This is a genomic window from Kitasatospora sp. NPDC056531 (assembly GCF_042794375.1).
Taxonomy (GTDB): domain Bacteria; phylum Actinomycetota; class Actinomycetes; order Streptomycetales; family Streptomycetaceae; genus Kitasatospora.
This window is the reverse complement of sequence record NZ_JBHTTU010000001.1, coordinates 294,900-321,396: the sequence shown is the minus strand read 5'-3', so window position 1 is coordinate 321,396 and position 26,497 is coordinate 294,900. Positions and strand designations below refer to the sequence as shown.

The window sequence follows — 26,497 nt, the reverse complement described above, 5'->3', positions numbered from 1 at the left end:
GACGGCGTTCGTGGGGGTTTTCTTCTCTTCTGTCCTCTTCTTTGGTTTTCGGGGGCCCCCCCCGGGAGGCGGCTACCGCGTCAGTGGGCGGCCGGAGCGGTCGCCGACGAGGTGGCACCGGCAACCGGCGTGGTCGGAGCGCCCGGGGTGGTGGCGCCGGCCGACGGGGTGCCGGTGGCGCCCGGGGCGGTGGCACCCGCGGTGGGGGTGGCCGCCGGGGCGGTCGCGGCCGGGGAGGCCGGGGCGACGCTCTTGGTGGGCGTGGCCGTCGGGGTCGGGCCGAAGCCCTTGTACAGGCCGCGGCCGTTCTCGCCCGAGTCCGGGCTCACGCCGGCCTGGGCGTCGACCTTCTGGCCGTCCTTGAAGGCGAAGGTGGTGGGCGCGAAGCCGCCGACGTGCACGGAGGCCGCGGCGAGGGAGGCGGACGGGTTGCCCTGGCCGCCGATCACCACCGAGCCGCCGGCCGGGACGACGATGCTCGGCAGCGGGGCGCCCGCGGCGTCCGCGAAGGTGGCGCTGCTGGTGCCGACGGTGATCGACTGCAGCTCGGCCGGGGTGTCGGCCGTGTTGGAGATGTTGACGACCACGTTGGCAGGGCCCGTGTAGTCACCCGAGGTACCCACCCCGGTGACGACCACGATGTTGTTCAGCCGGAGGTTCGTCCCGATGGTCGCTGCCGCGTTGTCGGGCTTGATCTGCAGGGTGTCCGGCGTGTTGCCGGCCGCGCAGGACGACAGCGAGGCGATGGCGATGGCGGCGATGGCGGCGATGCTGCCGCGTCGAAGGCTGCGGCTCACGGCGGCGGCTTCTCCCTAGGTCACGTGTCGACAGGTCAGGTCTCAGATTATCGACCTCACTTATGCGCTCCTCACGGGGTGGTCCCCGTGTCGCACTCCCGGGGCCGCCCCGGAGCCGTCCGGGCGTACGAGCGTCATGACTGAGTCACGCAGAGTCACGCGAGGGGCGAGCTTCGAGCGACACGGGGGACAAGCTTCGACCAAGATCGAATAACGATTGGGTCACGGTCGGGAAAGAGGTGAAAGCTCAAGATCCAATCACGGCTGCGGGGGTGTTGCGCAAGGGTTTCGTCGAGTGCCGGAACCGCCTCCGACCTGCGGGAAGCCCCTCTCGAACATCGGTCGCAGCACGTCATGGGGGTGCTTGTCAAGCCCCGAGACCGGCCCTGACCTGCGAAAACGCCCTTCGGGTGCGCCGCGAGGCGTGTTATTCTGGAAAGCCACGGAAGGGGTCCTGTCACATGACGTTCAAGGTTGGCGACACGGTGGTCTACCCCCATCACGGGGCCGCGCTGATCGAGGCCATCGAAATTCGCCAGATCAAAGGTGTGGACAAGACCTACCTGGTGCTCAAGGTGCAGCAGGGAGACCTGACGCTCCGCGTGCCCGCCGAGAACGCGGAGTTCGTCGGCGTTCGCGATGTGGTCGGTCAGGAGGGTCTGGACCGGGTCTTCGAGGTGCTGCGCGCACCGTACACCGAAGAGCCGACCAACTGGTCCCGTCGCTACAAGGCGAACCTGGAGAAGCTCGCCTCGGGCGACGTTATCAAGGTCGCCGAGGTTGTGCGCGACCTCTGGCGTCGCGAGCGCGAGCGCGGCCTCTCGGCCGGCGAGAAGCGGATGCTCGCGAAGGCGCGCCAGATCCTCGTCAGCGAACTCGCGCTGGCGGAGAACACCAACGAGGACAAGGCGGAGACGCTGCTCGACGAGGTCCTCGCCTCGTAGTGCAGTCGGGCTGCCGCCCACCGCTCACAGCGCCCGGTGCCGGCGCGCCGCTCCCAGGACGAAGTGTCCAGGGGTGGTGCAGTGGCACTTCGGGCGCTGAGGCGTGTCCGGACGACGCCCCCCGCCCGAGCCGGTCCAGGCCTGCAAGACCGTTTCTGCGGAGTTGTGCGGCGGGCAGTGGACCGTGGATCTTCGGAAGGGGCCCGAGCGCCCGCCGGGCACGCCAAGGCCATACCCACTTCGCCGAAGGAGTGAAACCTGAACGCCTCAGCAGCAGTCGCAGCAGCAGTGGTGCCCGCCGCCGGACGCGGTGAGCGGCTGGGGCCCGGCGCCCCGAAGGCCCTGCGGGAACTGGGCGGCGTGCCGCTCCTGGTGCACGCCGTACGGGCCCTGGCGCGCAGCCGGGCGGTCGGGCTGGTCGTGGTCGCCGCGCCCGCCGACGGGGTGGCCGAGGTGGTCGCCCTGCTGGACAGCCACGGGCTGGACGGCAAGGACATCCGGGTGGTGGCCGGCGGCGCGACCCGCCAGGAGTCGGTCCGGCTCGGCCTGGCCGCGATCCCGGAGGACGTCGCGATCGTCCTGGTGCACGACGCGGCCCGCCCGCTCGTCCCGGTCGAGGTGGTGGACGCCGTCGCGGCCGCCGTCCGGGCCGGGGCCGAGGCGGTGGTGCCCGCGGTGCCGCTGGCCGACACCGTGAAGCGGGTCGAGCCGAACCCGGGCCGCCCCGAGCCGGTCATCGACACGCCCGAGCGGGCCACCCTTCGCGCCGTGCAGACCCCGCAGGGCTTCGACCGGGCCGCCCTGGTCGAGGTGCACGCCAAGGCGCTGGCCGAGGAGGCCGCGGGCGGCGCCGACGCGCCGGCGGTCACCGACGACGCCGGCCTGGTGGAACGCTACGGCGGTCGGGTCGTCGTGGTGCCCGGCCACGAGGAGGCGTTCAAGGTCACCCGTCCGTTGGACCTCGTGCTCGCCGAGGCCGTACTCGCCCGCCGGAGGGCCGCCGATGCCTACTGAACCGTTGATCCCCCGGGTGGGGATCGGTACCGATGTGCACGCCTTCGAGGCCGGTCGGCCGCTCTGGGTGGCCGGCCTGGAGTGGCCGGACGCCGAGTTCGGGCTCTCCGGGCACTCGGACGCGGACGTCGCCGCGCACGCCGCCTGCGACGCGCTGTTCTCGGCCGCCGGAATCGGCGACCTGGGCGCCCACTTCGGCACCGATCGCCCCGAGTGGGCCGGTGCCTCCGGGGTCAAGCTGCTCGGCGAGGCGGCCCGGCTGGTCCGCGAGGCGGGCTTCGAGATCGGCAACGTCGCGGTCCAGGTGATCGGCGTCCGGCCGAAGATCGGCAAGCGGCGGGCCGAGGCGCAGGCCGCGCTGTCCGAGGCGGCCGGCGCGCCGGTCTCGGTCTCCGGCACCACCACCGACGGCCTGGGTCTGACCGGCCGGGCCGAGGGGCTGGCCGCGATCGCCACCGCCCTGGTGTACGAACGGCTTTGAGTCGGGCGTCGGGCGCGGCAGCGGAAATAGACCGTCGCTGACGGGTGTTCACCAGGTGCTGCGGGGGCCCGAATCGATAGTGTGCGATACGGGCCCGCGCGGAGCTCGCCTCGGGTCCGTACCGCCGCCGACGAGAAGAGGTTTCCGATGGGCGTTGAACTCTCCGACAAGGCCAAGGCGTTGATCGACGGCAAGAGCTTCGCCGTGGTCTCCACGATCCAGCCCGACGGCAGTCCCCAGTCCTCCGTGGTCTGGGTCAAGCGGGACGGCGACGACATCCTGTTCTCCACCGTCGAGGGCCGCCGCAAGCACCTCAACCTGGTGAAGGACGCGCGCGTCTCGCTGGTGATCAACCCGCCGGAGAGCCCGTACGAGTACCTGGAGGCGCGCGGCTCGGTGACGATGACCACCGAGGGCGGGCGTCAGCTGATCAACGAGTTGGCCGCCAAGTACCGCGGGGAGGAGACCTACACCTGGGACGGCCCGGAGGACGTCCGGGTGGTCATCCGGCTCTCCCCGCGCAAGGTGGTCGGCAACATCTGACCGGTGTACGAGACGGGCGTTTCCCCGGGGGTGCGGCCTGTCATTCCCGGGGAATGTCGCGGGGCACCCCCCGCCGCCCACTACGCTTGACGCTGTGAGCATTCGTCTGTACGACACCAGCACCCGCCAGGTACGCGACTTCGTCCCGCTCGTACCGGGTTGTGTCTCGATCTACCTGTGCGGCGCTACCGTCCAGTCGGCGCCACACATCGGGCACGTCCGGTCCTACCTCAACTTCGACATCATGCAGCGGTGGTTCGCCTACCGCGGCTACCAGGTGACCTTCGCCCGCAACGTCACCGACATCGACGACAAGATCATCGCCAAGGAGCGCGAGCTCGGCACACCGTGGTGGCAGATCGCCTACGAGAACGAGCGCGCCTTCAACGACGGTTACACCGCGCTCGGCTGCCTGCCGCCGACCGTCGAGCCGCGGGCCACCGGGCACATCCCCGAGATGGTCGAGATGATGCAGGGCCTCATCGCGAAGGGCCACGCCTACGCGGTCGATGGCAACGTCTACTTCGACGTGAAGTCGTACCCCGACTACCTCGCGCTCTCCAACCAGAAGCTGGACGACCTGCGCCAGCCCGAGGGCGAGGGCGAGACCGGCAAGCGCGACCAGCGCGACTTCGCGATGTGGAAGGCCACCAAGCCGGGCGAGCCGAGCTGGGAGACCCCGTGGGGCCGCGGCCGGCCGGGCTGGCACCTGGAGTGCTCGGCGATGGCCCACAAGTACCTGGGCCCGGCCTTCGACATCCACGGCGGCGGGCTGGACCTGATCTTCCCGCACCACGAGAACGAGATCGCCCAGTCCAAGGCCTACGGCGACGACTTCGCCAACTTCTGGGCGCACAACGCCTGGGTCACCATGGCCGGCGAGAAGATGAGCAAGTCGCTGGGCAACTCGGTGCTGGTCTCCGAGATGGTCCAGCGTTGGCGGCCGATCGTGCTCCGCTACTACCTGGGCTCCCCGCACTACCGCTCGATGATCGAGTACAGCGAGGAGTCGCTGCGCGAGGCCGAGGCCGGCTTCGGCCGGATCGAGGGCTTCATCCAGCGCGCCGTCGAGCGCTGCGGCACGGTCGACGCGGCGCCCGAGGTGCCGCCGGCCTTCGCCGAGGCGATGGACGACGACTTCGGTGTGCCGCAGGCGCTCGCCGTCGTGCACACCGCCGTCCGCCAGGGCAACAGCGCCCTGAACGCGGACGACAAGGAGACCGTGGTGGCGCGACTGGCCGAGGTCCGTGCGATGCTCGGTGTACTGGGCCTCGACCCGCTCGACCGGCACTGGGCCGGGACGGAGCGCGGCGAGGACCTCCACGGCGTGGTCGACTCGCTGGTCCGTCTGGTCCTGGACCAGCGGCAGGCGGCGCGCGAGCGCAAGGACTTCGCCACCGCGGACGCCATCCGCGACCAGCTCGGCCTGGCCGGGCTGGCGATCGAGGACACCCCGTCCGGCCCGCGCTGGACGATCAACAACCAGTAACCCCATCCGACGATCGGGGTGATGGGTGGGCCGTGCCGGACCGGTGCGGCCCTCCCGCATGACGTAGCGCATGCCGTCGGCCGCCGCCGGACAGAGCGGGGCGGCCGGGGCATGCCGGACAGACAGGAAGTACAGCCATGGCCGGCAACAGCCAGCGCAGGAACCGCCGCAACCCCGGATCGAAGAAGGGTGCGTCTGTCGGTACCGGCGGGCACAGCCGGAAGGCGCTCCAGGGCAAGGGCCCGACCCCGCCCGGCGAGGAGCGCAAGGGCCACCCCAAGCAGCGGGCCGCCAACGCCGCGATCAAGCGCGAGCGGGACGCCAAGGCCCGGGCCGGCATGCGCCGGGCCGGCGGCGGCGGTCGCGGCGGTCGCGGCGGCGCGGGCAGCGCCGAGCTGGTCTTCGGCCGCAACTCGGTGGTCGAGGCCCTGCAGGGCGGCGTCCCGGCCAACGCGCTGTACGTCCAGCAGTTCATCGACACCGACGACCGCGTGCGCGAGGCCTTCCAGGCCGCCAACGACCGCGGCATCCCGCTGATGGAGGCCCCGCGCCCGCAGCTGGACCAGATGACCGGCGGCCTCAACCACCAGGGCCTGGTGCTGCAGGTCCCGCCGTACGAGTACGCGCACCCCGAGGACCTGCTGGAGGAGGCCGCCGACGCCGGCCAGGACGCGCTGATCATCGCCCTGGACGGGGTCACCGACTCGCGCAACCTGGGCGCCGTGGTCCGCTCCGCCGCCGCCTTCGGCGCGCACGGCGTGGTCATCCCCGAGCGCCGCGCGGCCGGCATGACCGCCGGTGCCTGGAAGACCTCCTCCGGCGCCGCGGCCCGGCTGCCCGTGGCCCGCGCAACCAACCTGACCCGCACCCTGGAGGCCTACCAGAAGGCCGGTCTGATGGTGGTCGGCCTGGCCGCCGACGGCGAGGCCGAGCTGGGCGACCTGGAACTGCTGACCGGCCCGGTCGTGATCGTCGCGGGCAGCGAGGGCAAGGGCCTGTCCCGGCTGGTCTCGGAGACCTGCGACATGCGGGTGCGGATCCCGATGTCGGGGCTGACCGAGTCGCTGAACGCCGGTGTCGCGGCGGGCATCGTGCTGTACGAGGCCGCGCGGCTGCGCGCCAAGCGCTGAGCACACCCGCTGCTCCTGCCGCAGGCGATTTTCTGAATTCCCCGCGATCCAAGTGAAAAGCGATCGGGCCCGACCGGGTCCGATCGCCTTTTTCATGATCACTTCAAGTATGCGCCGGACATCCACCCGGGAGAGTGTCCTAAGCGGCCGTCACCCGGTTAGACGGGCGTGGACACCAGAACACCTCGGCGCCCCCTGTTCGGCGGTGGCAGTACCGGGATAGACGCGGGCCCCGGGCTCGACACCGTCAAGGTGCCGTCGGACCCGGCGCGCCTCAGCAGCACCCAGGCGAGCTTCCGGCTCAGGCTCGGCGCCCCGGTGGCGCCGCTGATCGAGGCCCCGGCCGGACTGCTGTCCTCCGGCGCCGCATTCGGCGACCCCTACGCCAACCAGGGCCTGATCCGCCGTCCGCTGGTCACCCCGCAGGTCGTCGTGCCCGCCTCCGCCGTCCCGGCGCTGGCCGGGGCCGGGGGCGCGCCGCGCCGCAAGGGCCGGGTCACCGCCGTCACCTGGACCGGCCAGACGGCCCCCGGGGACCTCGCGGCCACCCGGCTGCTGGAGGCGGTGCGCCGGAACGGATCCCCGGCCGGGGGCGTCGGCCTGGCCGAGGCTGACACCCAGGTGCTCCCGGCCTACGCGGGCGCCCGGAGCGTCCCGCGCCAGCCGCGCGAGGGCGCCGGCAGCGCCACCGACGCGGGCATCGGCCCGGTCGGCGAGCCGCACGGCTGGACCCCGAGCGGTGAGCTTCCCGAGGTCTCCGCCGCCGACGCCGAGGGCAAGCAGCCCTGGTACCCGGGCCGCCGGGTCGACCTCGGCCTGGTGCTGCTGCCGCTGCGCGCGGTGCTCGGCTCGCTCTCGGTCTACGCCGGGTTCAGCAAGCTCTGCGACCCGGTGTACTTCGACGGCGGCGAGCGCGGCTCGATGATGCGCTGGCTCTCCTCGCTGCACCCGTGGAAGGTCGCCGAGCCGCTGCTCGCCTTCGCGATGGCGCACCCGGTGGGCTCCGGCCTGGTGGTGTCCTTCACCGAGATCGTGGTCGGTGTGCTGACCGTCCTCGGCCTCTGGCAGCGGCTCGCGGCCGGGGCGGCGATGCTGCTCTCGGCGGCGCTGCTGTTCACCGTCAGCTGGCGGGCGGTGCCGGTCTACGACACCCCGGACCTGATCTTCCTCGCGGCGTGGAGCCCGCTGCTGATCGCCGGGGCGCCGTTCGCCTCGCTGGACGGGCGGCTCAACCTGGAGGCCTGGCGCCGGGTCGGCGCGGGCGCACCGGGCACGCTGCGCCGCCGGGTGTTGCGCCGGGGCGCGGTGGTCACCACCGTCGTGGTCGGCCTGACCCTGCTGCTCGGCTCGATGCTGGGCGCGGCCGTCCGGACCGGCGCCCGGCCACACCAGGCGCCGGCCCGCCCGGCCACCGACTACGGCACCCCGGTCTGGCCGTCGGGCGGCCCGTCCGGCGCCCCGGGAGGCCAGGGCACGTCCACCTCGCCCTCGCCCGCCGCCCCGCGCCCGGCCACCCCGACGCCGAGCGCGACCTCCTCGTCCAGCGCCCCCGCAGCCAAGCCCACCGGTGCCACGCCGAGCGGCAAGCACTCCGGCAAGGCGGAGACCGGGGCCGCCGGCTCCTCCGCGGGGTCGTCCGCCCCGTCCGCCGCCGCGGGCGGCTCCGCACCGGCCCAGCGCAGCACCTCGGCCCCCGGCGGCTCGGGTACCGCGCCCAAGCCGAGCCCGAGCAACGGCTCCGGGCTGCTCGGCGGGGTGCTGGGCAGCGGTCCGCTGACCGACCTGTCCGGCGGCGGGCGCTCCTCCCGCCCGGGGACGCCGACGGCGACCTGACGTCCCGTCCCCGTCCCCCGGCATGCCTTCGGCCGGGTGCTCCGTGGGGGAGCACCCGGCCGTTGCGTTGCCGTCGGGGCCGTTGCGTTGCTGCGTTGCTGCCGGCGTCGCCGCACTGCCTCCAGCGCCGGTGCGCTGCCGCCGACGTCGCCGCGCTGCTCTCAGAGGGGGTTGTCGCGGTGCGCGGCGAGCTCCTTGGCCGCCTCGGCGAGGTCCTTGGCCGTGTCGATGGCCCGCCAGTACACGCCCTGCGGCAGCTGGTAGCCCGCCAGCCGCTTGCTGCGGGCGAGTTGGGGGAAGGTGGTGCGCTCGTGGTCGCCCACGTCCGGCAGCAGCTCGGCGAACTCCGGGCTGAACACGTACAGGCCGGCGTTGATCAGGAACGGCGATGGCGGGGCCTCGATGAAGTCCAGCACGTTGCCGAACTGGTCGGTCTCCACGGCGCCCCAGGGGATCCGCGGCCGGGCCAGCGCGAGCGTCGCGACGGCGTCCCGCTCGTGGTGGAAGGCGGCCATGTCGCGCAGGCTGAAGCGGGTCCAGATGTCGCCGTTGGTGGCGTACCAGGGCTCGTCCGGGCGGGGCAGCGCCTTGGCCGCGTGCTTGAGGCCGCCGCCGCGCCCGAGCGGCTCGGCCTCGACCACCGTACGGACCCGCAGCGGCAGGTCCGCCTGGCTGAGCCACTCCTCCAGCACGTCGGCGAGGTGCCCGCAGGACACGACGACGTCGGTGACGCCCTCGGCGGCCAGCCAGGCCAGCTGGTGGCCGAGGATCGGCACGCCCGTCCCCGGGATCTCGACCAGCGGCTTGGGGCGGTCGTCGGTGTAGGGGCGCAGCCGGGAGCCCTGGCCGCCGGCCAGGATGACGGCCTGGGTGACGGGCGTCGTGGTCGGCCGGGGCTGGTGGGACTGAGGCTGTGGGGACGCGAGGTCGGCGGTGGGGCCGGAGTCAGCGGTCATGGCTGAACGATAAGGCGCCCGCGGCGGGCTTCGTCAGCCCGCCGTCGTCGACCGTCAGCCGACGACGCCCGCGGCGAAGGAGCCGTCGCAGACCGGGCGGGCGAAGGAACGGGCCCGCTGGACGTCGCCCTGGTACTTGCGCACCGCGGCCTTGCCCAGTTCGGTTGCCAGCGAGGTGCAGTAGGGCGTGAGCGAGGGCTGCTCGCGCATCGAGCGCTCCAGCAGGTCCAGCGCGGCGGACGGGTTCTTGGCGCGCAGCTCGTCCAGCAGCGCCACCCGCAGCGCCTCCTGCGGGGCGAGCCCGTCCGTCTTGGTGGTGGTGGCGGCGGAGCGCCCGATCCCGGCGCCGTCGCCGCTGGACGCCGCCACCACCTGCTGGTCGAGCCCGGTCGGCGGGGCCCACGGGACCCGGGTCACGGCGAGGGTGCCGGTGGTCACCAGGACGACCGGCAGGGTCAGGGCGACGGTCTGGCCGATACGGCGCACAAGCTGCTTCACCCTCAGGAGAGTAGCGCTGGGTACGGGTCGGATAGCCCTCCGTTACACCATCGAGTGACGTGGTGTCCTGGTTCGTCCCTGCACCGTGTTGACGTGGGGGTGTACGGACGGAGCCCGCCGGACCGCGGAGGGTCCGACGGGCTCCGTCGCGTCGGTCAGCTGCCGCGTCTGTCGCGTCAGTCGCAGACGCTCAGACGCACGCCGGTGCTGGTGGCGAAGACGTGGGTCTCCTGCGCGATCGGCACGACGTGGATGGTCTCGCCGCGGGTCGGGATCTGCCGGCCGGGAACGCGGACGACCAGGTCCTTGTCCACGCCGCCGATCTGGGTGGTGCCGTAGACGAAGCCGTCCGAGCCGAGCTCCTCGACCACGTTCACGGTCACCGCGACGCCCTCGATGCCGCCGGCCGGGACGATCTGGAAGTGCTCGGGGCGGATACCGACGATCACCGTCTTGTCGGTGCCGGCGCCGGCCAGGTTCTCGCGCGAGATGTTGACGACCGAGCCGCCGAACTTCACGCCGCCGTCCACCAGCGGCACCTCGACCAGGTTCATGGCCGGCGAGCCGATGAAGCCGGCCACGAAGAGGTTGGCGGGCTTGTCGTACATGTTGCGCGGGGTGTCGACCTGCTGCAGCAGACCGTCCTTGAGCACCGCGACCCGGTCGCCCATGGTGAGCGCCTCGGTCTGGTCGTGGGTGACGTACACGGTGGTGATGCCCAGGCGGCGCTGCAGGCCGGCGATCTGGGTACGGGTCGAGACGCGGAGCTTGGCGTCCAGGTTCGACAGCGGCTCGTCCATCAGGAAGACCTGCGGCTCGCGGACGATCGCGCGGCCCATCGCGACGCGCTGGCGCTGACCGCCGGAGAGCGCCTTCGGCTTGCGGTCCAGGTAGTCGGTGAGGTCGAGGATCTTCGCCGCCTCCTCGACCTTGGTGCGGATGTCCGCCTTGTTCACGCCGGCGATCTTGAGCGCGAAGCCCATGTTCTCGGCGACGGTCATGTGCGGGTAGAGCGCGTAGTTCTGGAACACCATCGCGATGTCCCGGTCCTTCGGCGGCAGGTGGGTGACGTCCCGGTCGCCGATCCGGATGGCGCCGCTGTTGACGTCCTCCAGGCCGGCCAGCATGCGCAGGCTGGTCGACTTGCCGCAGCCCGACGGGCCGACCAGGACGAGGAACTCGCCGTCCGCGATCTCCAGGTCCAGCGCGTCCACCGAGGGCTTGGTGGCCCCGGGGTAGATGCGGGTCGCCTGGTCGTACGTGACAGAAGCCATGGTTGTGCTCTCCTTCACCGGCAGGAACGTGCCGGACGATCCGAGTAAAGGGGGGTTGGTTCGTCTCCGCCGGTCCGTCAGTGGTCTGAACCACTGCGCAAACCGACTCCCGGCGACGCTACCTGCGCTTCCGCCGCTTGTCAGCCCCCCTCCGCCCGTTTTCGGCATCGGTTCCATCACGCCCACCCACTCCGCCAACCCCCGGATATCCCCCCACCCCACCACCCCGGCCCGGTAGACTGCCCCCGGTGCCGCCGCGATCCGTCGCGGACGGCCACCGTGCCTCCTTAGCTCAGCTGGCCAGAGCACCGCTCTTGTAAAGCGGGGGTCGTCGGTTCGAACCCGACAGGGGGCTCTCGTTTCCACCCCGGATGAGCTGCAGCTTTGGCCTTCTGGGGGCTTCATCGCCGGCCTCGGACGACCCGTCCGGGGCCGTTTGCGTGAGCGATGCGTGAGCGGATGGCTTGATCGGCTTCGTGGTGTCTGCGGACTGGGCAACCTTGCGCGGCCTGTTGGCGCGAGGGACGAGCCGGGCTGCCGCCTCGGCAATCGCCCGGTCGACCTGGGGGAGCAAGGTTGTGTACGTGTCCGAGGTGATGCCGATCGAGGAGTGGCCGAGCATCTCCTTGATCGAGTGCAGGTCCGCGCCCGCCGCGTGAGCGAGCGTGGCCGCGCCGTGCCGGAGGTCGTGCAGCCGGATCGGCGGCAGGCTGGCCTCCTCGGCCAGCTCGCGGAAGCGGTCGGTCACGGCGGTCGGGTGCAACCACTCGCCGTTCTCCTTGGTGAAGGCCCGGCCGGTCTCGACCCAGGCGGCGCCCCACTTCTCGCGGTCGGCCCGCTGCCGCTCGCGGTGCGCCTCCAGGACGGCCACGGTCTCGGAGTCGAGGGCGATGGTGCGGGCGCCCGCGTCGGTCTTGGGATCGTCCTCGTAGACCGCCCAGCCGTCCACGACGAGCTGCTTGGCCACCGTGAGGAGCCCGGCCTTCAGGTTGGTGTCGGCCCATCGCTGGCCGCACGCCTCGCCGCGCCGGAGCCCCCGGAAGGTGATCAGGTGGAACAGCGCGTAGAGGCGGTCGCCGGCGGCTTGGTCCAGGAAGGCGCCGGTCTGCTCCGGCGTCCAGACCATGACTGGGGACGGCCGCTCGCCGGTGACCTCCCACTGTTCGATCCGCTCCTCCGTCCACACGAGCGGCTTGGGGCGCTTCGCGGACTCCAGCTCGACGTGGGAGGCCGGGTTGAAGGTGATGATCTGCCGCCGGATCGCGGCGTTGAGGCCGGCCCGGAGCGTGGAACGGATCCGCTGGCAGGTTGCTGCGCTGACGGTCCGGCGAAACGGCTCCATCTCGGCGATGGCGGCTTTCAGGGCCTTGCGCTGCGCGCGGAACTCCCATCCCTTCCAGGGGATCTGGGCCAGCTCGTCGATGGCAGCCTGGCGCTGGGCGTTCGCCTCGGCGATCTCGATGTTCGCCTCCTCGATGGTCGCGAACATCTCCTCCAGGTGCCGGACTCGGAGCCGGTCGAGCCGGATGTGACCGATCCGAGGCTTGAGGTAGAGCCGGATGCTGCTCTCGTCCCGGCTGATCGCCGTCTGTCGGCCGCGCTTGCCCGCCAGCCACTGATCGAGCCATTCGCCGACGGTCAGCCGGTTCTGGAGGTCCTGGCCGGAGGCGAGTCGGCGACGGGTCTCCTCGACGTCGGGCAGCGGCGCCTTCTCGTGGGCGACCTTCTCCAGCAGGTCGGCTATCTGCGCGAGGCCCTCGGGATCGTCCGCGTCCGGGATGTGCAGCAGCTCGCGGACCTGGTCGAGATCGGCCTGAGCGGTCTTCCGGGACTCATAGCCGGAGCGGTTGAAGGACCGGCGTGAGCCGTCCTCGCGGTTGGGCAGTTCCTGGCGTACCGCGTAGGAGCCGTGCTTGCGGCTGCTGAGCTTCGGGCAGGCCTTGCCGAGCGGCTTGCCGGTGTCGGCATCCCGGCAGTAGCAGCGGTGGTAGGTGGAGCCCTTCACGGGGTTCCCTCCTTCATCTGGTCGTCCTTGTGGTCGGTGTCGAGGGATGCAAGGTGGCTGGGGAGCGGAGGGGGAGTCAGCCCCAGCTCTCGCATGCGGTGTCGGATCGGCACGAGCTCCGAGCAAACGGCCTTCACGAGGCGGCCGAACTTGGCTTCGGCGCCGTGCGGCCAGACCTCCCTCGCGCCGGAGAACTGGAGCTGCCAGGCGTCGTGGTGCCCGGTCCGGATGCGGTGCTCGACGCCCGCGTACTCGCGAAACACGGCCGCGTCGCCGAAGTCCAGGTCCTCGCCGGTGAACCAGCTGAACGCTGTCCACCGGTCTCGGCTCTCGTGCGGGAGGCAGTCCACGTTGGTGCTTCCGCCGAGCGGGAAGACCAGGGCGGCCGGCGGCGTGTCGACTGCCTTGGCAAGCACGAGCAGCTCCGGGACGGTGAGGGTCAGCCGGCGCCCGGACTCCCAGTTCGCGATGACGTTGCGCGGGATGGGGTGGCCCAGCTCGTCACAGGCGTCGGCCAGGTCCTGCGCGGTCATACCCAGCTCCTTCCGGCACCTGCGAACCTCGGCGATCACGGTTCTCGCGACCTGCGTCGACCAAGATTCCACTTCGTCGTGTGTCATATCGACACTTTATTGCGGTGCAAGCTGCTCCTCGATCCCGGACTTGCCGGGGCCGCCGACCGGGGCTCGACCCCTGTGAATGGAGACAGCTGTGCGAACTGAGACGGGCAACCAGGAGCTCATGGGCATGAGCCGGGCGGAATTGCTCGCGTTGCCGGCCGTCATCGACCTGGACACCGCCAACCGCGCGATCGGCCTTGGCCGCAGCAAGGGCTACGAACTGGCGCGGCGGGACGCCTACCCGTGCCGCGTGCTGCGGCTGGGCAAGAAGTACCGGGTGATCACCGCAGACCTCCTGCGGCTGCTGGGCATCGACGTCGCGCCGGACGGTGCGGCTGCGTGACGACAAGGCCACAGGTCGGGCCACGAGCTTGTCTGCCGTGAGAGGACTGCCACCGGAGCAGTGGATCTTCCGTCAGGGCGGCCGTATCGTCGCGTCGCCCGCCGGTCGCAAACCGGCGCAACGGACTCCACCAGCCTGCGAGTTGATTCAAGTCGGCTCGTCGGCTCGTCGGCTCGGCAGGCCGGGAACGCGATGGCCCTCGGTGCTACGAACACCGAGGGCCGGGCGAAGTCCCCAGATCAGCGAATCAGTTCAACCGGTGGCAGCGCGACGGTCGAGGTCGTGCGCACCAGCGAGGAGCTTCACCGTGAACTCTACTTCCCGCCAGACTGCGTCGGGAGACCCGGCGGAGGGCTGGCCCGCCGTTGCCGTCCCCGGTCAACCCGGTCACTGCCGACCGGCGGTCGGTCAGAACGACGTACTGACCGACCGGGAGCCCGGTGCCCTGACCGACCGGGTCACCACCGAGCCGGTCACTGACCCGGTCAGTCCGGTCAGCCCACCCACCCCGGGCGCGGAACTGCTGTCCGAACTACGGTCAGCCATCGCTCGGTTCGTCATCCTGCCGTCCGCCCACGCGCTGGACGCGGTGACCCTGTGGGTGGCCGCTACGCACCTGCAGCCCGCGTGGCAGCACGCCCCGCGTCTGGCGGTGATCGGCCCGGCCAAGCGGTGCGGGAAGTCCCGGCTGCTCGACGTGATCACCGAGACGGTCCACGACCCGCTGATCACGGTCAACGCCACCCCGGCCGCGATCTTCCGGTCGATCACCGACAAGCCGCCGACCCTGCTGGTGGACGAGGCGGACACCCTGTTCAGCAGCATCAAGGCAGCGGAGAAGAACGAGGACCTGCGCGGCCTGCTCAACGCCGGTCACCAGCGCAACCGGCCCACGTTGCGGGTGTCCGGACCCGACCACAAGCCGATGAAGTTCCCCACCTTCGCCATGGCGGCCCTGGCCGGTATCGGTGACCTCCCGGACACGATCATGGACCGCTCGGTGGTCATCCGCATGCGCCGCCGCGCACCGGGCGAGCAGGTCGCCGCGTTCCGCTCCAAGCGGGACACCCCAGCCCTGCACCGCACCCGCAACGGCCTTCGAGCCTGGCTGGCGCCTCTGACTGACACGGCAGCCGACATGGAGCCGCCGATGCCGGTTGAGGACCGTGCGGCCGACACCTGGGAGCCCCTGGTGTCGGTTGCCGACCTCGCCGGTGGCGACTGGCCCGCCCGTGCCCGAGCGGCCTGCCGAGCTATGACCTCACACGAGTCCGGGCAGGACGAGGACGGCGGCCTGAAGACCAGGATTCTGGCCGACATCCGGCGCGTCTTCGCCGCTGGCGGCAACCCGGACGCCCTGTCCACCGAGCACCTTCTGACCGCCCTGAACGCCGACAGCGAGGCGCCCTGGGCCGAGCACGGCATCAACGGCCTGACTGCGCGCGGCCTGCAACTCCTGCTCAAGGACTATGGCATCGGCTCGGCGAACATCCGCTTCGACCGCGACACCCAACGCAAGGGCTTCACCCGAAACAGCTTCCTCGACCCCTGGAGCCGCTACTGCGCGGAGCCCGCCGAGCAATCCGCCACTGGCACCTGACCCACCACCACTCGTACCACCCGTCCCCGCCCAGCTCAGGGCGGGGACGGGTCGCTTCCCCGCAACGAGTCCTACCGTCCCTGGATCACCACCCGTACCACCCTGACCAGCCATGCAACGAGTGGGACGACTGCAACGCCGTCCTGTCGTCCAGGAGCACCGCGACGGACAGGCTGATGGGAGTGGCCGGACGGTTGCCGCAGGCGGAGCAAGTTGTGGAGTAAGTCATCCTTACCCGGCCCGCGCCCTGGGGGCGGAGCAAGCTGTCGCGTACGACGGTCCTACGGTCGCCGCGCGTACTCGGCCCCGCCCAGGGGTGCGAGGCCGAGCCAACCAGCTGGTAGCCATGCAGAATGCCCCGCGCGCTCGCGGATCTGGCCTGTACGCTCGGCGGTGAATTCTGACGAGGTGGACAGGCTGCGGCTGGATGGTTCAGCTGCGGCGTATCCCGTAACAACGGCCATCCGGCGGCAATGGTCAGGGCGATGGAGCTGAGCGTGAGCGGCACTAAGGACGTACACTTCCCACCGGTCGCCAACGGCATGGATTACCTGGCCAACGTCATGGACCACCTCGGTGGTACCCCTCACCCCCGCGACCTGAAGTACGCCGTACTCCATCTCCAAGCCGCCACCGAAGTGCTTCTGAAGGCGCGGCTCGTCCAGCACGACTGGCGGCAGGTGTGGATGAAGCCGCAAGACGCTGACCAGGCGGCATACGAGCGCGGGGACTTTCAAAGCTGCGGCATCGACGACGTCATCAAGCGCCTGCGACAGCAGACCGACGTGGATATCCCGCCTGCGGTCAAGAGCGAGATCACCATGCTCGCCAAGCAGCGCAACCGACTCCAGCACTTCGGCCTCACTGAAACCGCGCTCGCGATCGAAGCCCGCACAGCAACGGTCCTCGACTTTCTGCTCGACTTCGTCCAGCGATACCTACGTCCTGGCCTCGATGGCGATGAGGCGGTCCACGTGGACCAAGAGATGGAAGAGGTCCGCGACGCGCTCATCGGCATAAAGGCTCTGGTCGAGGCCAGGATGAAGCGCATCGAGCCCGAGCTAAGAGCTGCTGCAGATCGAACGGTCCAGTGCCCTGACTGCGGGCGGACCGCGATGCTGGCCACCGGCGAGGATGCCGTCGAATGCCTGCTATGCGGCAAGATTTGGGAGCCGGAGGAAGCGGCCGGGGACTACGCCGACATGGTCCTGGGCATGTCCTGGTACGACGCGATCAAGGAAGGTGGGCCCGATCCGGTGTTCACCTGCCCAAAGTGCGACCTGGAGGCGGTGGTCCGCGGTACCCACCTGGCCGCGACACCGGACCAGGACGACGACTTCTGCTTCAACTGCGCACAGAGCCTCGCCGGCATGTTCGCCTGCGCTGACGGGTGCGGCACCCTGACCGACAGCGACATTGGCCTTTGCTACGACTGCACAGAGCGGCGCCTGGAGCGGTTCTGAGACCGCATTGGAGTGCCTTATCTATGAATTCGGACTCCAAGACCGGCAACGGCGGTGCCGTACATGCCAGCCGGTAGGGGTGCTGTCATCTGGTGAGCGCCGAGAGCCTGGACCGTAGGACCCCCTCCAGGTCCAGGTTGTCGCCTCGTGTGATGGTCTGCAGAAGTTCGGTGATGACGACGAGTTCGGCGAATCGTCCGGTCGGTGTGTCGAGGACGTGCCCGAGGCGGCTGCGGACCTGGGCGGCGGTCTCGGGCACGAGGAGGCTGTAGGAGTACAGCAGCGCTGCGTCGTACCCGGCGGGCGCGGCGCCCCAGCCCTCCCAGTCGAGGACCGTGAGGGCCGGACCTGTCAGGTTGGCCCAGTGCAGATCGCCGTGAGCGGTCATCCAGGCGGGCGCCTTGGTGTCGATCGAGATGCCGAGGTACTGCGGCATGGCACGGTCCAGGTACTCCTGACGGACCGCCACCCGGTCGCTGGGGACAGCGGCGATGGCGTCGAGAGCAGTGCTGAGCCCGTCCCACCAGGCGTCGTCCAGGTCGGGCGCCTCCCGGAGGATCGGCTCGTGGGTGGTGATGGTGGAAATGGTGATCTTGTCGTACAGCTCTGCCAGGTAGCCGTGCTCGCCCTCGGTCCAGGTACGCCGCTCCCGCAGGCGCGGCCTGGGTACCGCAGGAGGCATGAGCCGTTCTGCCTCCTGCGGTCCTTCCCAGAGCTTTCCGCCGGCCTTGTCGGCCGGGGCGGACACCAGGCGGAGCCAGCCCTCGCCGGACGCCGTGGCAACCGGGCGGCTGAGGGTACGCCCACGCCAGCCCCACGCTTCGCGCGAGCCGATCGGCGTCGCGTCGAGCGCTGTTGCGGCTGTGGCGTGCATCCCGCGCATCCGCTCGGCGATGTCCGGCTCAGGTTCCGAGTACATCAACGACCCTTCGCAGCACGTCCGGAGACAACGGCGGACGGCCGACGGCATCGGCGGCCTGCGTCCAGTGTTCCGGATTCCCCGTCGACAGAAGCACGCGTTTCACTCCGGTGGTCGAGGCGACGACGGCGAGGGCAGCCTGCGCGGGCGTGCTGCCAGGGCTGATCAGGTCGATCAGCTCACGGGTCACGATGCCGGGGATCTCGCCACCGTGGAGCGGGGCGGAGGCGAACACCTCCAGTCCCGCCTCCAAGGCATCGACCAGCGGGCCGTGTCCGTCGAGGGCCTGGGCGACGGCGCCGAGGTGGACGAGGGAGATGGGGAGTTGGATCGCCCGCAGGTGGTGCTGCGGGCCGCCGGCCTTGGTCGCGAGTTCGAGCAGGGCAGACACGTCGAAGAGCCCGCTGCTGAAACCGCGCCAGGTAGCCACTCCGTAGGAACTGATGACGCGCTGGCTGCACGCCTCCTCCAAGGCGAGGAACGCGGAGTAGAGCCGGTCAGCGAACTCGTCTTCCTGGCAGTCGTGTTCCGGGTTGTGCAGAAACACCACGTCGGGGATGCGGCCGAGCATGCGCCTGCTACGGGCGACCTGCCAGGCGATGTAGTCCGGTGCCAGGCAGTGCCCGCGCTTGGCTTCACCGGCGGACAGCGCACCGGCGCGCACGCCGATCCGCCTGGCACTGGGAGGGACGAAACCCACCTTTGTGGAGACGCGAAGATCCGGATACGCCGCCAGAACGAGGGCCAGTGCCGCCTCCGCCCGACCACCCTCGTAGTTGGGCGCGGTGTCCACCCAGTCAGCGCCCCGGGAAGCGGCCCTCACCGCAGCCTCGGCCACATCGAGACAGCGGTAAGTGCCGAGGCCCAACCGGGCCGTCATCGTGCACCTCCGATCGCTGCGGCCTGGCCGTCGACCAGCTCCGTCACGACACCGGCCGCCTGCGCGAGGGTAATGCCTGCGGCCTGCGCGAGATCGGCCAGCCGGTGAGGTTCCCCGTCGGCGAGGAGCGCGAGCATCGGCTCGGCCTTGGCGGAAAACGTCCACTCCTCGCCGCCTGCGGTCAGCCGGGCGGTGCCGTCGGGTGCGGCTACGAGCGCGGGCCGCGTGGTGACCAGGCGTACCTGCAGGTCGGCATCCGGTGGGGCCGCCGTGATGTGGGGCAACGACGGTGCGAGCCGGGCTCGCTCGGTGGCGTCGCGGGCGGAGGAGAAGCGGGCGATCAGGTCATCGCTCTCCAATTCGGTCGCGATGAGCTTGCCGATCGTGTCGAGGAAGGCGCGTTGCTCCTCGGCGGTCCCGAGGCGTGGAATGTCCGCCCGGACGGCTTCGTGGGCGCGCAACATCTCCGACAGCCAGGTGATCAGATCGGCGCCCGTTGTGCTCTGCAGCCCGCACGTGACATGCAGCGAGTGCTCGCCCTCGGAGGCGGCGACGGCGTGCCACCAGCCCCGGGGCAGGTAGAGCACATCGCCGGCGGTGAGAACCAGATCGGCGACGGGCACTTCGGGCGGCGGCTCGGGCGTCTCGACATCGCGGTGCATCGGTACCGTGCGGGTGGGGCCGTAGATTCGCCAGCGCTTCGCGCCGTCGAGCTGGACAACGACCACGTCGTGATCGTCCCAGTGGACGCCGAAGCCCTCGGTGTCGGTCCAGGAGGCGTACAGGTTGACCTGGACGCCGGTCCGCAGCCAGCGCTCCAGTTGGCTGGCCAGAGTGCCGATGCCGGGGTGGAGTTCGTCGACGGCATCCAGGACCAGCGTGGCACCCTCAGCGAGACGTTGGTGCAACTCGGAGGGCTGGAGCTGGTGCCAGACGGTGCTGCGACGGGTGGCGATCGGCCGGGAGTAGGTGTGCGCGGGCACCTGCTCCCCGTTGGCGGCGAGGCGGAGGCGAGGGGCTTCGAACCGGTGGTGGGTCAGGATGGCGTTGAGGTCATCCCAGCTCATCAATCCGGCGATTGACGCGGCTTCACCGCGTGCGACCTTGAAGCTGCGGCCGAGCGTCTGGGCGAGGAAGTCATCCCCGCCCAGACGCTCAACCACCGAGAAGTGCTCGGCGGTCATCGTGATGCAGCCCTCAGTCGTTGGTGTCGGTGCGGCCGGTGGAGCCGCCGTCCGACGGCTGCTCGCCACGCGAGCGGGCCGCGGCGACCTTCGTACGGGCGACCAGCAGGCCGTCGCCCTCCAGCTCGGTGCCGGTCGTCAGGTTCTCGGGCATGAAGCACTCCTTCGGTTTCATGGGACGGGCTGACTGCCCAGCCCCGTCGTGGGTGCAGCGATGGATCCGTTGCCGGGGCAAGCCGCTGGCAAGGAACCTCAGGTGCTTGTGCCGCGCGGCTGTTGACCAGCGCGGCCACCTGAATCCCCCCAAGCCCGCGTCGGAGCGGGAGGAAGTCTTGTCAGGCACTGGTCGGGAGGACGTCCCGTGCCTTCGGGGCCGCGGCCCTCACCAGCGCGGTGAGTCGCTCGTCGCCCGAGACGGCGGCGGTGGTGCCGACCTCGAACCAGATCCGCTTGCCGGCGGGGTCCGGCTCGGCGCCCCAGTTCGTCGCGAGCGCTGCCACCAGGAACAGCCCTCGCCCGTCGGTGGCGTCGAGATCGATCCCGCAGGCAGCCGGCAGTTCGTGGCCGGCGTCCGTCACCTCGACGCGCAGCCGGTCACCGTCCCAGGACACGCATACGACGCATGGGGCGTGGGTGTGAGACACGGCGTTGGTGATCAGCTCGCTGGACAGCAACTCGACATCGCGGAGCGCGTCCTCCGCGAGCGGCAGGCCCCAACCGCGCACGATCTGTATCACCCGCCGCCGGGCGTCCGGCACGGCCTCGGCACTGGGCAGCACGCGAAAGCCGAACGGGGCGGGGGTGATGGCTTGGCGGGTGGCGACGGACATGAGCGCGGACCTTTCACCGGGACGAGGTCGGCAGCGGGCCGATTCGCGCCGGGATTCACCCGGCAGGTATCTACAGAACCGCCTCCAACGCGGGTGAACCAGAGCAGAATTGAGGCGGCAACGAGGCATCCGTGCTGCAAACCCGGGCATGACCTGGCCTGTTGCGACTGCAGACGAACTGACGTACCTCTGGAGGACGCGGAATGGCATCCAGGAGGTCCCGGCTGATCCAGCGCAGGGAGGCGGTTGGTCACACCCAGGAATCCTTGGCTGAAGCCCTCGATGTGGACCGTACGACCGTGGGGCGATGGGAGAGCGGCAGGGGAGCCCCGCAGCCCTGGATGCGGCCGAAGCTCGCCCGCGCCCTGGACCTCTCGGTCGACCAGTTGGCCGACCTGCTGGCAGTGCCCTCTGCAGCCGCCGAAGCAGTCCCACCGCCCAGCAGCGTCGGCGACGCCTCGCCTCCTGTGCCTGCCCGGCGCACGGACCACGACGACGATCTCGTAGTGGCCGTGGCAGCCGACTCGGCAGAGTCCGCGCTCTTCCTCCGCTTCGCGAGCGCGTCCAACGTGGACGACACGCTGCTTGAACAGATCGACGCGGACATCGCGAGGCTGGCAGGGGACTACGTGAGCAAGCCGGTGTCCGAGCTCTTCCACGACATCGGAACCCTCCGGCGAGGAGTGTTCGACTTACTCCGTGGCCGCCAACATCCTTACCAGGCAAGCCATCTCTACCTGCAGGCCGGACGCCTCTGTGGCCTGGCCACCCATGTCGCCCTCGACCTCGGCCAGTACGCGGCTGCGACTACGCATTCGCGAACGGCTTGGCGCTGCGCGGAGTCAGCCGGCCACAACGGACTCCGGGCCTGGATCCGATCCGTCCAGTCCCTGATCGCCTACTGGCAGCAGGACCACTGCCAAGCCGCCGAGCTGGCCAGAGCCGGACTGCCGTACGCGGACAGCGGGACGATCGCAGCTCGTCTGCTCAGCCTCGAAGCGCGGGCCACCGCCGCACTCGGCGACACCGCGAGCGCGCTACGAGCCGTAGAAGCGGCCGCGGCGGCGCGGAGCACAGTAGCCGCCGTGGATCTTCCCGGTGTGTTCACGTTTCCCGAGGCCAAGCAGTGGACCTACGCCGGCACCGCCCTCCTTGCCCTGGGCCGCCAGCGTCACGTGAACCGCGCCATCGAGGCGTCCTCCAGGGCCATCGCCCTGTACGAGTCCGCACCGCAGCAGGAACAGTCCTCCGGTGACCTGCTGGCGGCCCGCCTTGACCTCGCCAACGCCCACCTCGCCCACGGCGACCTCGACGGCGTGCAGGAGAAGCTCTCGGTGGTGCTGGACGCCGCACCGGACCGGCGAACAGCGAGCATTTCCAGCCGCCTTCGGGCGCTGAGCACCCGTCTTGCCGAGCCCGCCTACGCAGGCTCCCCGATCGTCCTGGGTCTCCGTGAGAATGTCAGAGAAGCCTGCTCTCGACCCGCACTCACGAACCCTCCGGAGCTGCCACAGTGACGAGCAACACCGCACAGCAGGACGCCGCAGTCGCCGACAAAGCGATCCTCGCGAACAGCGCCTACGTTGACGGGCGCCACCTGGCCGCCCGCCAGTCGATCTACCGCTGGCAACAGCCGCAGTACGACTTGCCCGGGATCGTCGCCGAAGAGCTGGCCGGCACCACGGGAACCGTCCTCGACGTCGGTTGCGGCAACGGCAAGTTCGTCAGCCGCCTGCACAAGGACCGCCCAGACCTTCAGGTCGTCGGGATGGACATTTCGGCGGGCATCCTTGCCGAGGTCGAGAAGCCGGTCTTGGTAGCCGATGCCCAGGCCTTGCCCTTCGCCGACGAAAGCGCCGACGCCGTGTTGGCCCTGCACATGCTGTACCACGTCAGCGATATCGAGGCCACGATCAAGGAACTGGCCCGCATCCTCCGGTCTGGCGGAGTGCTCATCGCCTCGACCAACAGCGACACTGACAAGCAAGAGTTGGACCAGCTCTGGGCCCGGGCCGCAGGCGACGTCCTCGGGATCCCCGGGGGGCCGGCGCGGGTCTCCCTCAGCTCCCGCTTCTCCCTGGAGAAGGCCCCCGGCTACCTCGGAACTGCGTTCAACGACATTCGGGTCCGAGAACTGCCCGGCACCATTGAGATCACCGACCCCGCGCCAATCGTTGCCCACCTTGCCTCCTACGAGGCGTGGGCCGACCAATGCGGTGTCCCGTTCCACGAGACCGTCAGCCGAGCAGCCGAGATCGCTGCTGCCGCCATACTGGACGAAGGCGCTTTTAAAATTAGGTGTCTTGGTGGAGTTTTGGCGTGCCGGCCGTAGGTTCTAAGGTCCTTTACGGCCGTGCGGCTGAAATTGTACTCGCAATGTAGATCAGTCGTCCGTGGTCAGACCCGTCTTGACGAGACAGCCGGCGAGCGGTTTTGGGCGGTACTGGACCTGCTTGATCCGACGACTCACGGTAACCAGCTGCCAAGTGTCCTTGACCGTGTAGGGGACGTGTAACAACAGGCCGATCAACGTCTTGACTCGCGCGAGGTCCCATCCCATGGGCGGGAGGCTCGCGCTCCCACTCCTTCTTAGCCGGGCGATCTGCTACCCACGCAGCCTTGGGCGGCGTGGCGATCCCTTCGATGAAACGCCAGATTTGCCGCGCTTCCGCCATGCCTTGCGTCAGCGATCCACCGACCACACGGACACTTTCGATGTCCTGGGTCTTCTATTCCGTGTCCGAAGCGGTTTCCGGCCTGCAGCCGTGGGCATCGCTTTGAAACAGCCCTGGGCCTACAGCCGGATCCGCTCCCGCACGCTCCTCTCGGTGTTGTTCAGCTCGCAGTCCTTCACGTATCTCAACTCATTAGACCGGGAGGATTAGATGACGAGGTTCGCAATCGTTTCTCGGATGTCGGCTGGGATTTCATCCCGGGTCATTATTTGGGCAATCTCAACGGCATCGCGTTTCTTTCCGAATCGCATTCCATAGCGAGAGAAGACCCTGTCGATGATCTCATCCCCAGGTACCAGGTGCGACTTGCGGTCCCAGTCAGCCTGAACGTTTGAGTTCTCTGTAGCGATCACATCAGAGAGCTCGGCAAGGAGAGAGTCGAGCTTCTCCTTCGTGGACTCAAGCTCGGCCCTCAGTGCAGTCTCAAATTCCAGGCTTCCGCGCCGCAGGACGGATTCCCTGTTTGGGATGATGGGCCGGCATGCATGCTTCAGTACTCGCCGCTCCACCGCTACGATGAAGAGATCATCGCAAGCATTGTCAATTTCGGCCGCGACTTGATCTGCCGATGGGTTGTGTTTGCCTCCCGACTTAATTGCAATATAGCGAGCTAGGGCAGTCGGGCAGACAAGGTAGTTCTCAAGCTCTCGCCGGTCAAGGAGGCGAACCTCGCTAAGTCCCTCAACCTTTTCTCGCATTATCTCCAGGTCCCGGGCGTTGCGCTCGTCTCTGTCAAGAATGAATAGCGTCCGCACGTTCCTTTTGCGCAAGAAAGACAGAGTGGAACTTGTTGCGAAGTGCGTGAAGTTTCTAGCCCCGCCAGTGGTTACGAATCCCAACGAAGCCTGAGCAAAGTTAATTCCCAGTTTCTCGGCAAAGATGCGCAAGATCTGCTCGTCTGACGGCCCCTCAACAAAGGCGAGCCTGTCGAACATGAAGAGCGAGCTTAGCCGCAAGCCGAGCTCCTCGGGAATGGAAGACTCGGCTTCATCGACGTCGACCCGCTGAATAGACGTCTCCGCTTCTTTGCGGATCAAATAGACATTCTTCAGAGACCCGACATCGAGGAAATTGGTCGAGTGCGTCGTCAGAAAGACTTGGCATTCGCTGCTTATCGTCTTGAGGTACTGCATGAGAGCAATCTCAAGCGCCGGATGCAGATGGACCTCCGGTTCTTCAACCAAGAGAACGTCGGGACGTTCGAACTCTCGGTCGAGGATCAAGCGAAGTGATTCACGAATTCCTGACCCATTCAACTGGACAAGGAAGTCATCAACGTCGAGTTCAGCTGGAATCCCATCAGGCCGAACAGTACGGGTCTGTCGAGACGGCTGGGGCGTATCCGAACTAAAAGCATCGATTTGAACGCCGAGGAGGCCGGCGACTACGGACTGAATTCCCCTAAGAACGTCACCCTGTCCTCGGCTGGTCTTAAGCTTAAGGATGCGGCTCGCTTCTTTCTGGCCGATCGGGTTGCGCTGCTCGGACAGGCTATGCACTCTTAGCTCCGCGATCTTCCTGACCACGGAGGTGACATATTCTGGAATAACGGTTGCGCTGCCCGAGAATGTCTGGACTGGAGCGTCCAGCTCCTGGCGACCGACTGCATCGATGCGCTCAGTTAGGCGATCATAGTAATCCCTGCACGAGGCCTGGAATTCCTTCAAATTTGGGGCGGATCGAGCCATGGTGCGAAGGGTGTCGGGCATTCTTGTCGGAGCGTAGCGCGCACTTCCGGGGATTTGCCCGTAATCCCTTAGTCTCCTCCAATAGTCCTCGTCAACATCCGTTGAAATTCGGTCGATTAGTTCAATTATTTCGGCCGACTCTTCGAGAATGGTGAGGTTCTCTGCAATCTGAGTGGCGGAATCTGTGCGAGCCGAGTAGATGATTCCCGCATCCCTGTCGCTCGGGCCGCCGAATCGGATTAGGGAAATGTAGCCGACAGTTCTAGGGGGTGGCGTGAAACTCAGCTCAACTGTAATAAAACTGGTGAGATCGGCACTCAAAAGGGCGTTTCGGACCTGGGGTGCCTCGGTGGCGATAGACTCCTTGAGCTCGTCTAGCTCCTCAGGGGTGAGGTCGAGCGTGGCAGATATATTAATCTGACCGCCAATGTCCTTCTGGTGCCAGTCGTTATCGCTATTCAGGCGTGGGGAAGGCGTCGCAACCCTGCCCTCCAGGGTAAAGAATTCAAAGAAAGTCTGAATTGCTGCAAGAATATTGGACTTCCCTGAATTATTTTTCCCAATGAGTACATTCAGCTCTCCGCACTCATTTAGGGATGCATTGCGGATGCTGCGAAATCCAGCCGCTGTGATTGACTCGATTCGCACCTTGATCTCCTTGTTGTTGTGGTGTTGCAGAGCGTAGTCGACTGGCTGCAGGCGTGTCAGGGAGTTGGTTAAGTTTGCTCACCGGCACCGCCGCGCATCTCGGGTCGGATGCCACCACTTGCCCAAGCCCACCGCTTCGCGAGCGCCGTGAGGCGGTGGATGTAGCGCAGGGTGTGGATCGGCGCACGTAGTCCGATGCGGAAGCAGACGTGGTGATGTTTGGCCTGCCTGGGCGCCTTGAACTTCAGCTCGAGGGCGGTTGATGCGGCTTTGGATCCCGGGCGGCTGGGTTTGCGGCGCACTACCTGGCAGCCAACGTGCGATAGGTGCGCCAGCGTCCGATTGCGCTGGCGTCCGCGCAGGAACCGCGGTCGGTCGGCCGACCGAACAACGTCGCGCTGACTGGCTCAGACGGAGTTGACCTATGGCGTGGTCGAGGCCTTGCCGATGCGTGAGCGATGCGTGAGCGGACGGGGTGGCATGAGCCGTCTGGAGCTGGATCATGAGGTCGGCTGCGTGGGGGGGGGGGAAGGGGGGGCTGCCGGACCCGCCCACTCACCGTGAAAGGACGACGGATGGGGGGGGAATGATTGGGGGAGGGGGGCGGTGTGTTGAACAGAAGG

The 26,497-nt window shown here is 68.9% G+C and carries 24 protein-coding genes, 1 tRNA gene and 1 pseudogene; 13 read left to right on the top strand and 13 right to left on the bottom strand.

Annotated features, from left to right (window positions below; translation table 11 throughout):
* Positions 1-80: 80 nt before the first annotated feature.
* Positions 81-797 carry a DUF461 domain-containing protein gene (locus tag ACFQ87_RS01615; RefSeq protein WP_380608511.1) on the bottom strand — a complete coding sequence of 239 codons (717 nt, stop codon included), beginning with the start codon at positions 795-797 and terminating at the stop codon, positions 81-83.
* 461 nt (positions 798-1,258) lie between these two features.
* Here ACFQ87_RS01615 and ACFQ87_RS01610 point away from each other — a divergent pair, with 461 nt between their 5' ends.
* The 7 genes from ACFQ87_RS01610 to ACFQ87_RS01580 all read left to right on the top strand — a co-directional run bounded on the left by ACFQ87_RS01610 (position 1,259) and on the right by ACFQ87_RS01580 (position 8,231).
* Positions 1,259-1,741, top strand: a complete 483-nt coding sequence (locus tag ACFQ87_RS01610) for a CarD family transcriptional regulator (protein ID WP_030244332.1) — start codon at positions 1,259-1,261, stop codon at positions 1,739-1,741.
* Between the two features lie 258 nt (positions 1,742-1,999).
* Positions 2,000-2,755, top strand: a complete 756-nt coding sequence (gene ispD / locus ACFQ87_RS01605) for a 2-C-methyl-D-erythritol 4-phosphate cytidylyltransferase (RefSeq protein ID WP_380608729.1) — start codon at positions 2,000-2,002, stop codon at positions 2,753-2,755.
* The gene (ispF, locus tag ACFQ87_RS01600; RefSeq protein ID WP_380608510.1) at positions 2,745-3,236 is read left to right on the top strand and encodes a 2-C-methyl-D-erythritol 2,4-cyclodiphosphate synthase; all 492 of its coding nucleotides are present in this window, start codon (positions 2,745-2,747) and stop codon (positions 3,234-3,236) included. The genes ispD and ispF overlap by 11 nt, the downstream gene beginning before the upstream one ends.
* A gap of 147 nt (positions 3,237-3,383) precedes the next feature.
* Positions 3,384-3,779 (top strand): PPOX class F420-dependent oxidoreductase, encoded by a 396-nt coding sequence (locus ACFQ87_RS01595; RefSeq protein ID WP_380608509.1) that lies wholly within the window; start codon positions 3,384-3,386, stop codon positions 3,777-3,779.
* 94 nt (positions 3,780-3,873) lie between these two features.
* Entirely contained in the window at positions 3,874-5,268 is a 1,395-nt protein-coding gene (cysS, locus tag ACFQ87_RS01590; RefSeq protein ID WP_380608508.1) for a cysteine--tRNA ligase, read from the top strand.
* Positions 5,269-5,405: 137 nt separating this feature from the next.
* Complete coding sequence (gene rlmB / locus ACFQ87_RS01585) at positions 5,406-6,398, top strand: 23S rRNA (guanosine(2251)-2'-O)-methyltransferase RlmB (protein ID WP_380608506.1); 993 nt, start codon at positions 5,406-5,408, stop codon at positions 6,396-6,398.
* A 168-nt stretch (positions 6,399-6,566) separates the two neighbouring features.
* Positions 6,567-8,231 carry a DoxX family membrane protein gene (locus ACFQ87_RS01580; protein ID WP_380608504.1) on the top strand — a complete coding sequence of 555 codons (1,665 nt, stop codon included), beginning with the start codon at positions 6,567-6,569 and terminating at the stop codon, positions 8,229-8,231.
* A gap of 161 nt (positions 8,232-8,392) precedes the next feature.
* Here the strand turns inward: ACFQ87_RS01580 and ACFQ87_RS01575 are convergent, their stop codons facing one another.
* The 3 genes from ACFQ87_RS01575 to ACFQ87_RS01565 all read right to left on the bottom strand — a co-directional run bounded on the left by ACFQ87_RS01575 (position 8,393) and on the right by ACFQ87_RS01565 (position 10,959).
* On the bottom strand, positions 8,393-9,187 hold the full coding sequence (locus tag ACFQ87_RS01575; protein ID WP_380608503.1) for an NDP-sugar synthase: 795 nt from the start codon (positions 9,185-9,187) through the stop codon (positions 8,393-8,395).
* Positions 9,188-9,241: 54 nt separating this feature from the next.
* Positions 9,242-9,685, bottom strand: a complete 444-nt coding sequence (locus tag ACFQ87_RS01570) for a hypothetical protein (RefSeq protein WP_380608502.1) — start codon at positions 9,683-9,685, stop codon at positions 9,242-9,244.
* A 176-nt stretch (positions 9,686-9,861) separates the two neighbouring features.
* Positions 9,862-10,959 (bottom strand): ABC transporter ATP-binding protein, encoded by a 1,098-nt coding sequence (locus ACFQ87_RS01565; protein WP_380608501.1) that lies wholly within the window; start codon positions 10,957-10,959, stop codon positions 9,862-9,864.
* 281 nt (positions 10,960-11,240) lie between these two features.
* Here ACFQ87_RS01565 and ACFQ87_RS01560 point away from each other — a divergent pair.
* Positions 11,241-11,314 (top strand) — tRNA-Thr (locus ACFQ87_RS01560).
* Positions 11,315-11,368: 54 nt separating this feature from the next.
* On the opposite strand, the pseudogene xerC reads toward ACFQ87_RS01560, so the two are convergent.
* Together xerC and ACFQ87_RS01550 are read right to left on the bottom strand one after the other, a co-directional pair.
* Positions 11,369-12,964: pseudogene (xerC, locus tag ACFQ87_RS01555) on the bottom strand (tyrosine recombinase XerC); the annotation flags it as partial.
* Complete coding sequence (locus tag ACFQ87_RS01550) at positions 12,961-13,584, bottom strand: helix-turn-helix domain-containing protein (protein WP_380608500.1); 624 nt, start codon at positions 13,582-13,584, stop codon at positions 12,961-12,963. The pseudogene xerC and the gene ACFQ87_RS01550, both read right to left, overlap by 4 nt.
* 121 nt (positions 13,585-13,705) lie before the next feature.
* Here ACFQ87_RS01550 and ACFQ87_RS01545 point away from each other — a divergent pair, with 121 nt between their 5' ends.
* From ACFQ87_RS01545 to ACFQ87_RS01535, 3 genes are all read left to right on the top strand, one after another.
* Complete coding sequence (locus ACFQ87_RS01545; RefSeq protein ID WP_380608728.1) at positions 13,706-13,927, top strand: hypothetical protein; 222 nt, start codon at positions 13,706-13,708, stop codon at positions 13,925-13,927.
* 307 nt (positions 13,928-14,234) lie between these two features.
* Entirely contained in the window at positions 14,235-15,527 is a 1,293-nt protein-coding gene (locus ACFQ87_RS01540; RefSeq protein ID WP_380608499.1) for a DUF3631 domain-containing protein, read from the top strand.
* Between the two features lie 497 nt (positions 15,528-16,024).
* Positions 16,025-16,990: a hypothetical protein gene (locus ACFQ87_RS01535; protein ID WP_380608498.1), complete on the top strand. Its 966-nt coding sequence runs from the start codon at positions 16,025-16,027 to the stop codon at positions 16,988-16,990.
* An 85-nt stretch (positions 16,991-17,075) separates the two neighbouring features.
* Here ACFQ87_RS01535 and ACFQ87_RS01530 read toward each other — a convergent pair whose 3' ends face one another.
* From ACFQ87_RS01530 to ACFQ87_RS01510, 5 genes are all read right to left on the bottom strand, one after another.
* On the bottom strand, positions 17,076-17,909 hold the full coding sequence (locus ACFQ87_RS01530) for a hypothetical protein (RefSeq protein ID WP_380608497.1): 834 nt from the start codon (positions 17,907-17,909) through the stop codon (positions 17,076-17,078).
* Positions 17,893-18,789, bottom strand: a complete 897-nt coding sequence (locus tag ACFQ87_RS01525) for an aldo/keto reductase (protein WP_380608496.1) — start codon at positions 18,787-18,789, stop codon at positions 17,893-17,895. The genes ACFQ87_RS01530 and ACFQ87_RS01525 overlap by 17 nt, the downstream gene beginning before the upstream one ends.
* Positions 18,786-19,973 carry a cupin domain-containing protein gene (locus ACFQ87_RS01520; protein ID WP_380608495.1) on the bottom strand — a complete coding sequence of 396 codons (1,188 nt, stop codon included), beginning with the start codon at positions 19,971-19,973 and terminating at the stop codon, positions 18,786-18,788. Before ACFQ87_RS01520 ends, ACFQ87_RS01525 begins: the two co-directional genes overlap by 4 nt.
* 13 nt (positions 19,974-19,986) lie before the next feature.
* A complete protein-coding gene (locus ACFQ87_RS01515; protein WP_199807964.1) occupies positions 19,987-20,127 on the bottom strand; it encodes a hypothetical protein in 141 nt (46 codons plus the stop codon).
* A 181-nt stretch (positions 20,128-20,308) separates the two neighbouring features.
* Complete coding sequence (locus tag ACFQ87_RS01510; RefSeq protein WP_380608494.1) at positions 20,309-20,803, bottom strand: ATP-binding protein; 495 nt, start codon at positions 20,801-20,803, stop codon at positions 20,309-20,311.
* A 203-nt stretch (positions 20,804-21,006) separates the two neighbouring features.
* On the opposite strand from ACFQ87_RS01510, the gene ACFQ87_RS01505 reads away from it, so the two are divergent.
* Both ACFQ87_RS01505 and ACFQ87_RS01500 read left to right on the top strand, forming a co-directional pair.
* A complete protein-coding gene (locus tag ACFQ87_RS01505) occupies positions 21,007-22,320 on the top strand; it encodes a helix-turn-helix transcriptional regulator (protein WP_380608493.1) in 1,314 nt (437 codons plus the stop codon).
* Positions 22,317-23,135, top strand: coding sequence for a class I SAM-dependent methyltransferase (locus ACFQ87_RS01500; protein ID WP_380608492.1), 819 nt, complete (start codon positions 22,317-22,319; stop codon positions 23,133-23,135). Before ACFQ87_RS01505 ends, ACFQ87_RS01500 begins: the two co-directional genes overlap by 4 nt.
* Before the next feature lie 51 nt (positions 23,136-23,186).
* Here the strand turns inward: ACFQ87_RS01500 and ACFQ87_RS01495 are convergent, their stop codons facing one another.
* Together ACFQ87_RS01495 and ACFQ87_RS01490 are read right to left on the bottom strand one after the other, a co-directional pair.
* The gene (locus tag ACFQ87_RS01495; RefSeq protein ID WP_380608491.1) at positions 23,187-23,363 is read right to left on the bottom strand and encodes a hypothetical protein; all 177 of its coding nucleotides are present in this window, start codon (positions 23,361-23,363) and stop codon (positions 23,187-23,189) included.
* 321 nt (positions 23,364-23,684) lie between these two features.
* A complete protein-coding gene (locus ACFQ87_RS01490) occupies positions 23,685-25,874 on the bottom strand; it encodes an ATP-dependent endonuclease (protein WP_380608490.1) in 2,190 nt (729 codons plus the stop codon).
* Between the last annotated feature and the right edge of the window lie 623 nt (positions 25,875-26,497).

Coding starts and splice junctions, on each gene's coding strand:
- ACFQ87_RS01495 (WP_380608491.1), bottom strand. CDS start 23,363: ATGGGATGGGACCTCGCGCGAGTCAAGACGTTGATCGGCCTGTTGTTA.
- ACFQ87_RS01565 (WP_380608501.1), bottom strand. CDS start 10,959: ATGGCTTCTGTCACGTACGACCAGGCGACCCGCATCTACCCCGGGGCC.
- ACFQ87_RS01520 (WP_380608495.1), bottom strand. CDS start 19,973: ATGACCGCCGAGCACTTCTCGGTGGTTGAGCGTCTGGGCGGGGATGAC.
- rlmB (WP_380608506.1), top strand. CDS start 5,406: ATGGCCGGCAACAGCCAGCGCAGGAACCGCCGCAACCCCGGATCGAAG.
- ACFQ87_RS01550 (WP_380608500.1), bottom strand. CDS start 13,584: ATGACACACGACGAAGTGGAATCTTGGTCGACGCAGGTCGCGAGAACC.
- ACFQ87_RS01575 (WP_380608503.1), bottom strand. CDS start 9,187: ATGACCGCTGACTCCGGCCCCACCGCCGACCTCGCGTCCCCACAGCCT.
- ACFQ87_RS01545 (WP_380608728.1), top strand. CDS start 13,706: ATGGGCATGAGCCGGGCGGAATTGCTCGCGTTGCCGGCCGTCATCGAC.
- ACFQ87_RS01505 (WP_380608493.1), top strand. CDS start 21,007: ATGGCATCCAGGAGGTCCCGGCTGATCCAGCGCAGGGAGGCGGTTGGT.
- ACFQ87_RS01610 (WP_030244332.1), top strand. CDS start 1,259: ATGACGTTCAAGGTTGGCGACACGGTGGTCTACCCCCATCACGGGGCC.
- ispF (WP_380608510.1), top strand. CDS start 2,745: ATGCCTACTGAACCGTTGATCCCCCGGGTGGGGATCGGTACCGATGTG.
- ACFQ87_RS01595 (WP_380608509.1), top strand. CDS start 3,384: ATGGGCGTTGAACTCTCCGACAAGGCCAAGGCGTTGATCGACGGCAAG.
- ACFQ87_RS01525 (WP_380608496.1), bottom strand. CDS start 18,789: ATGACGGCCCGGTTGGGCCTCGGCACTTACCGCTGTCTCGATGTGGCC.
- ACFQ87_RS01510 (WP_380608494.1), bottom strand. CDS start 20,803: ATGTCCGTCGCCACCCGCCAAGCCATCACCCCCGCCCCGTTCGGCTTT.
- ACFQ87_RS01530 (WP_380608497.1), bottom strand. CDS start 17,909: ATGTACTCGGAACCTGAGCCGGACATCGCCGAGCGGATGCGCGGGATG.
- ACFQ87_RS01515 (WP_199807964.1), bottom strand. CDS start 20,127: ATGCCCGAGAACCTGACGACCGGCACCGAGCTGGAGGGCGACGGCCTG.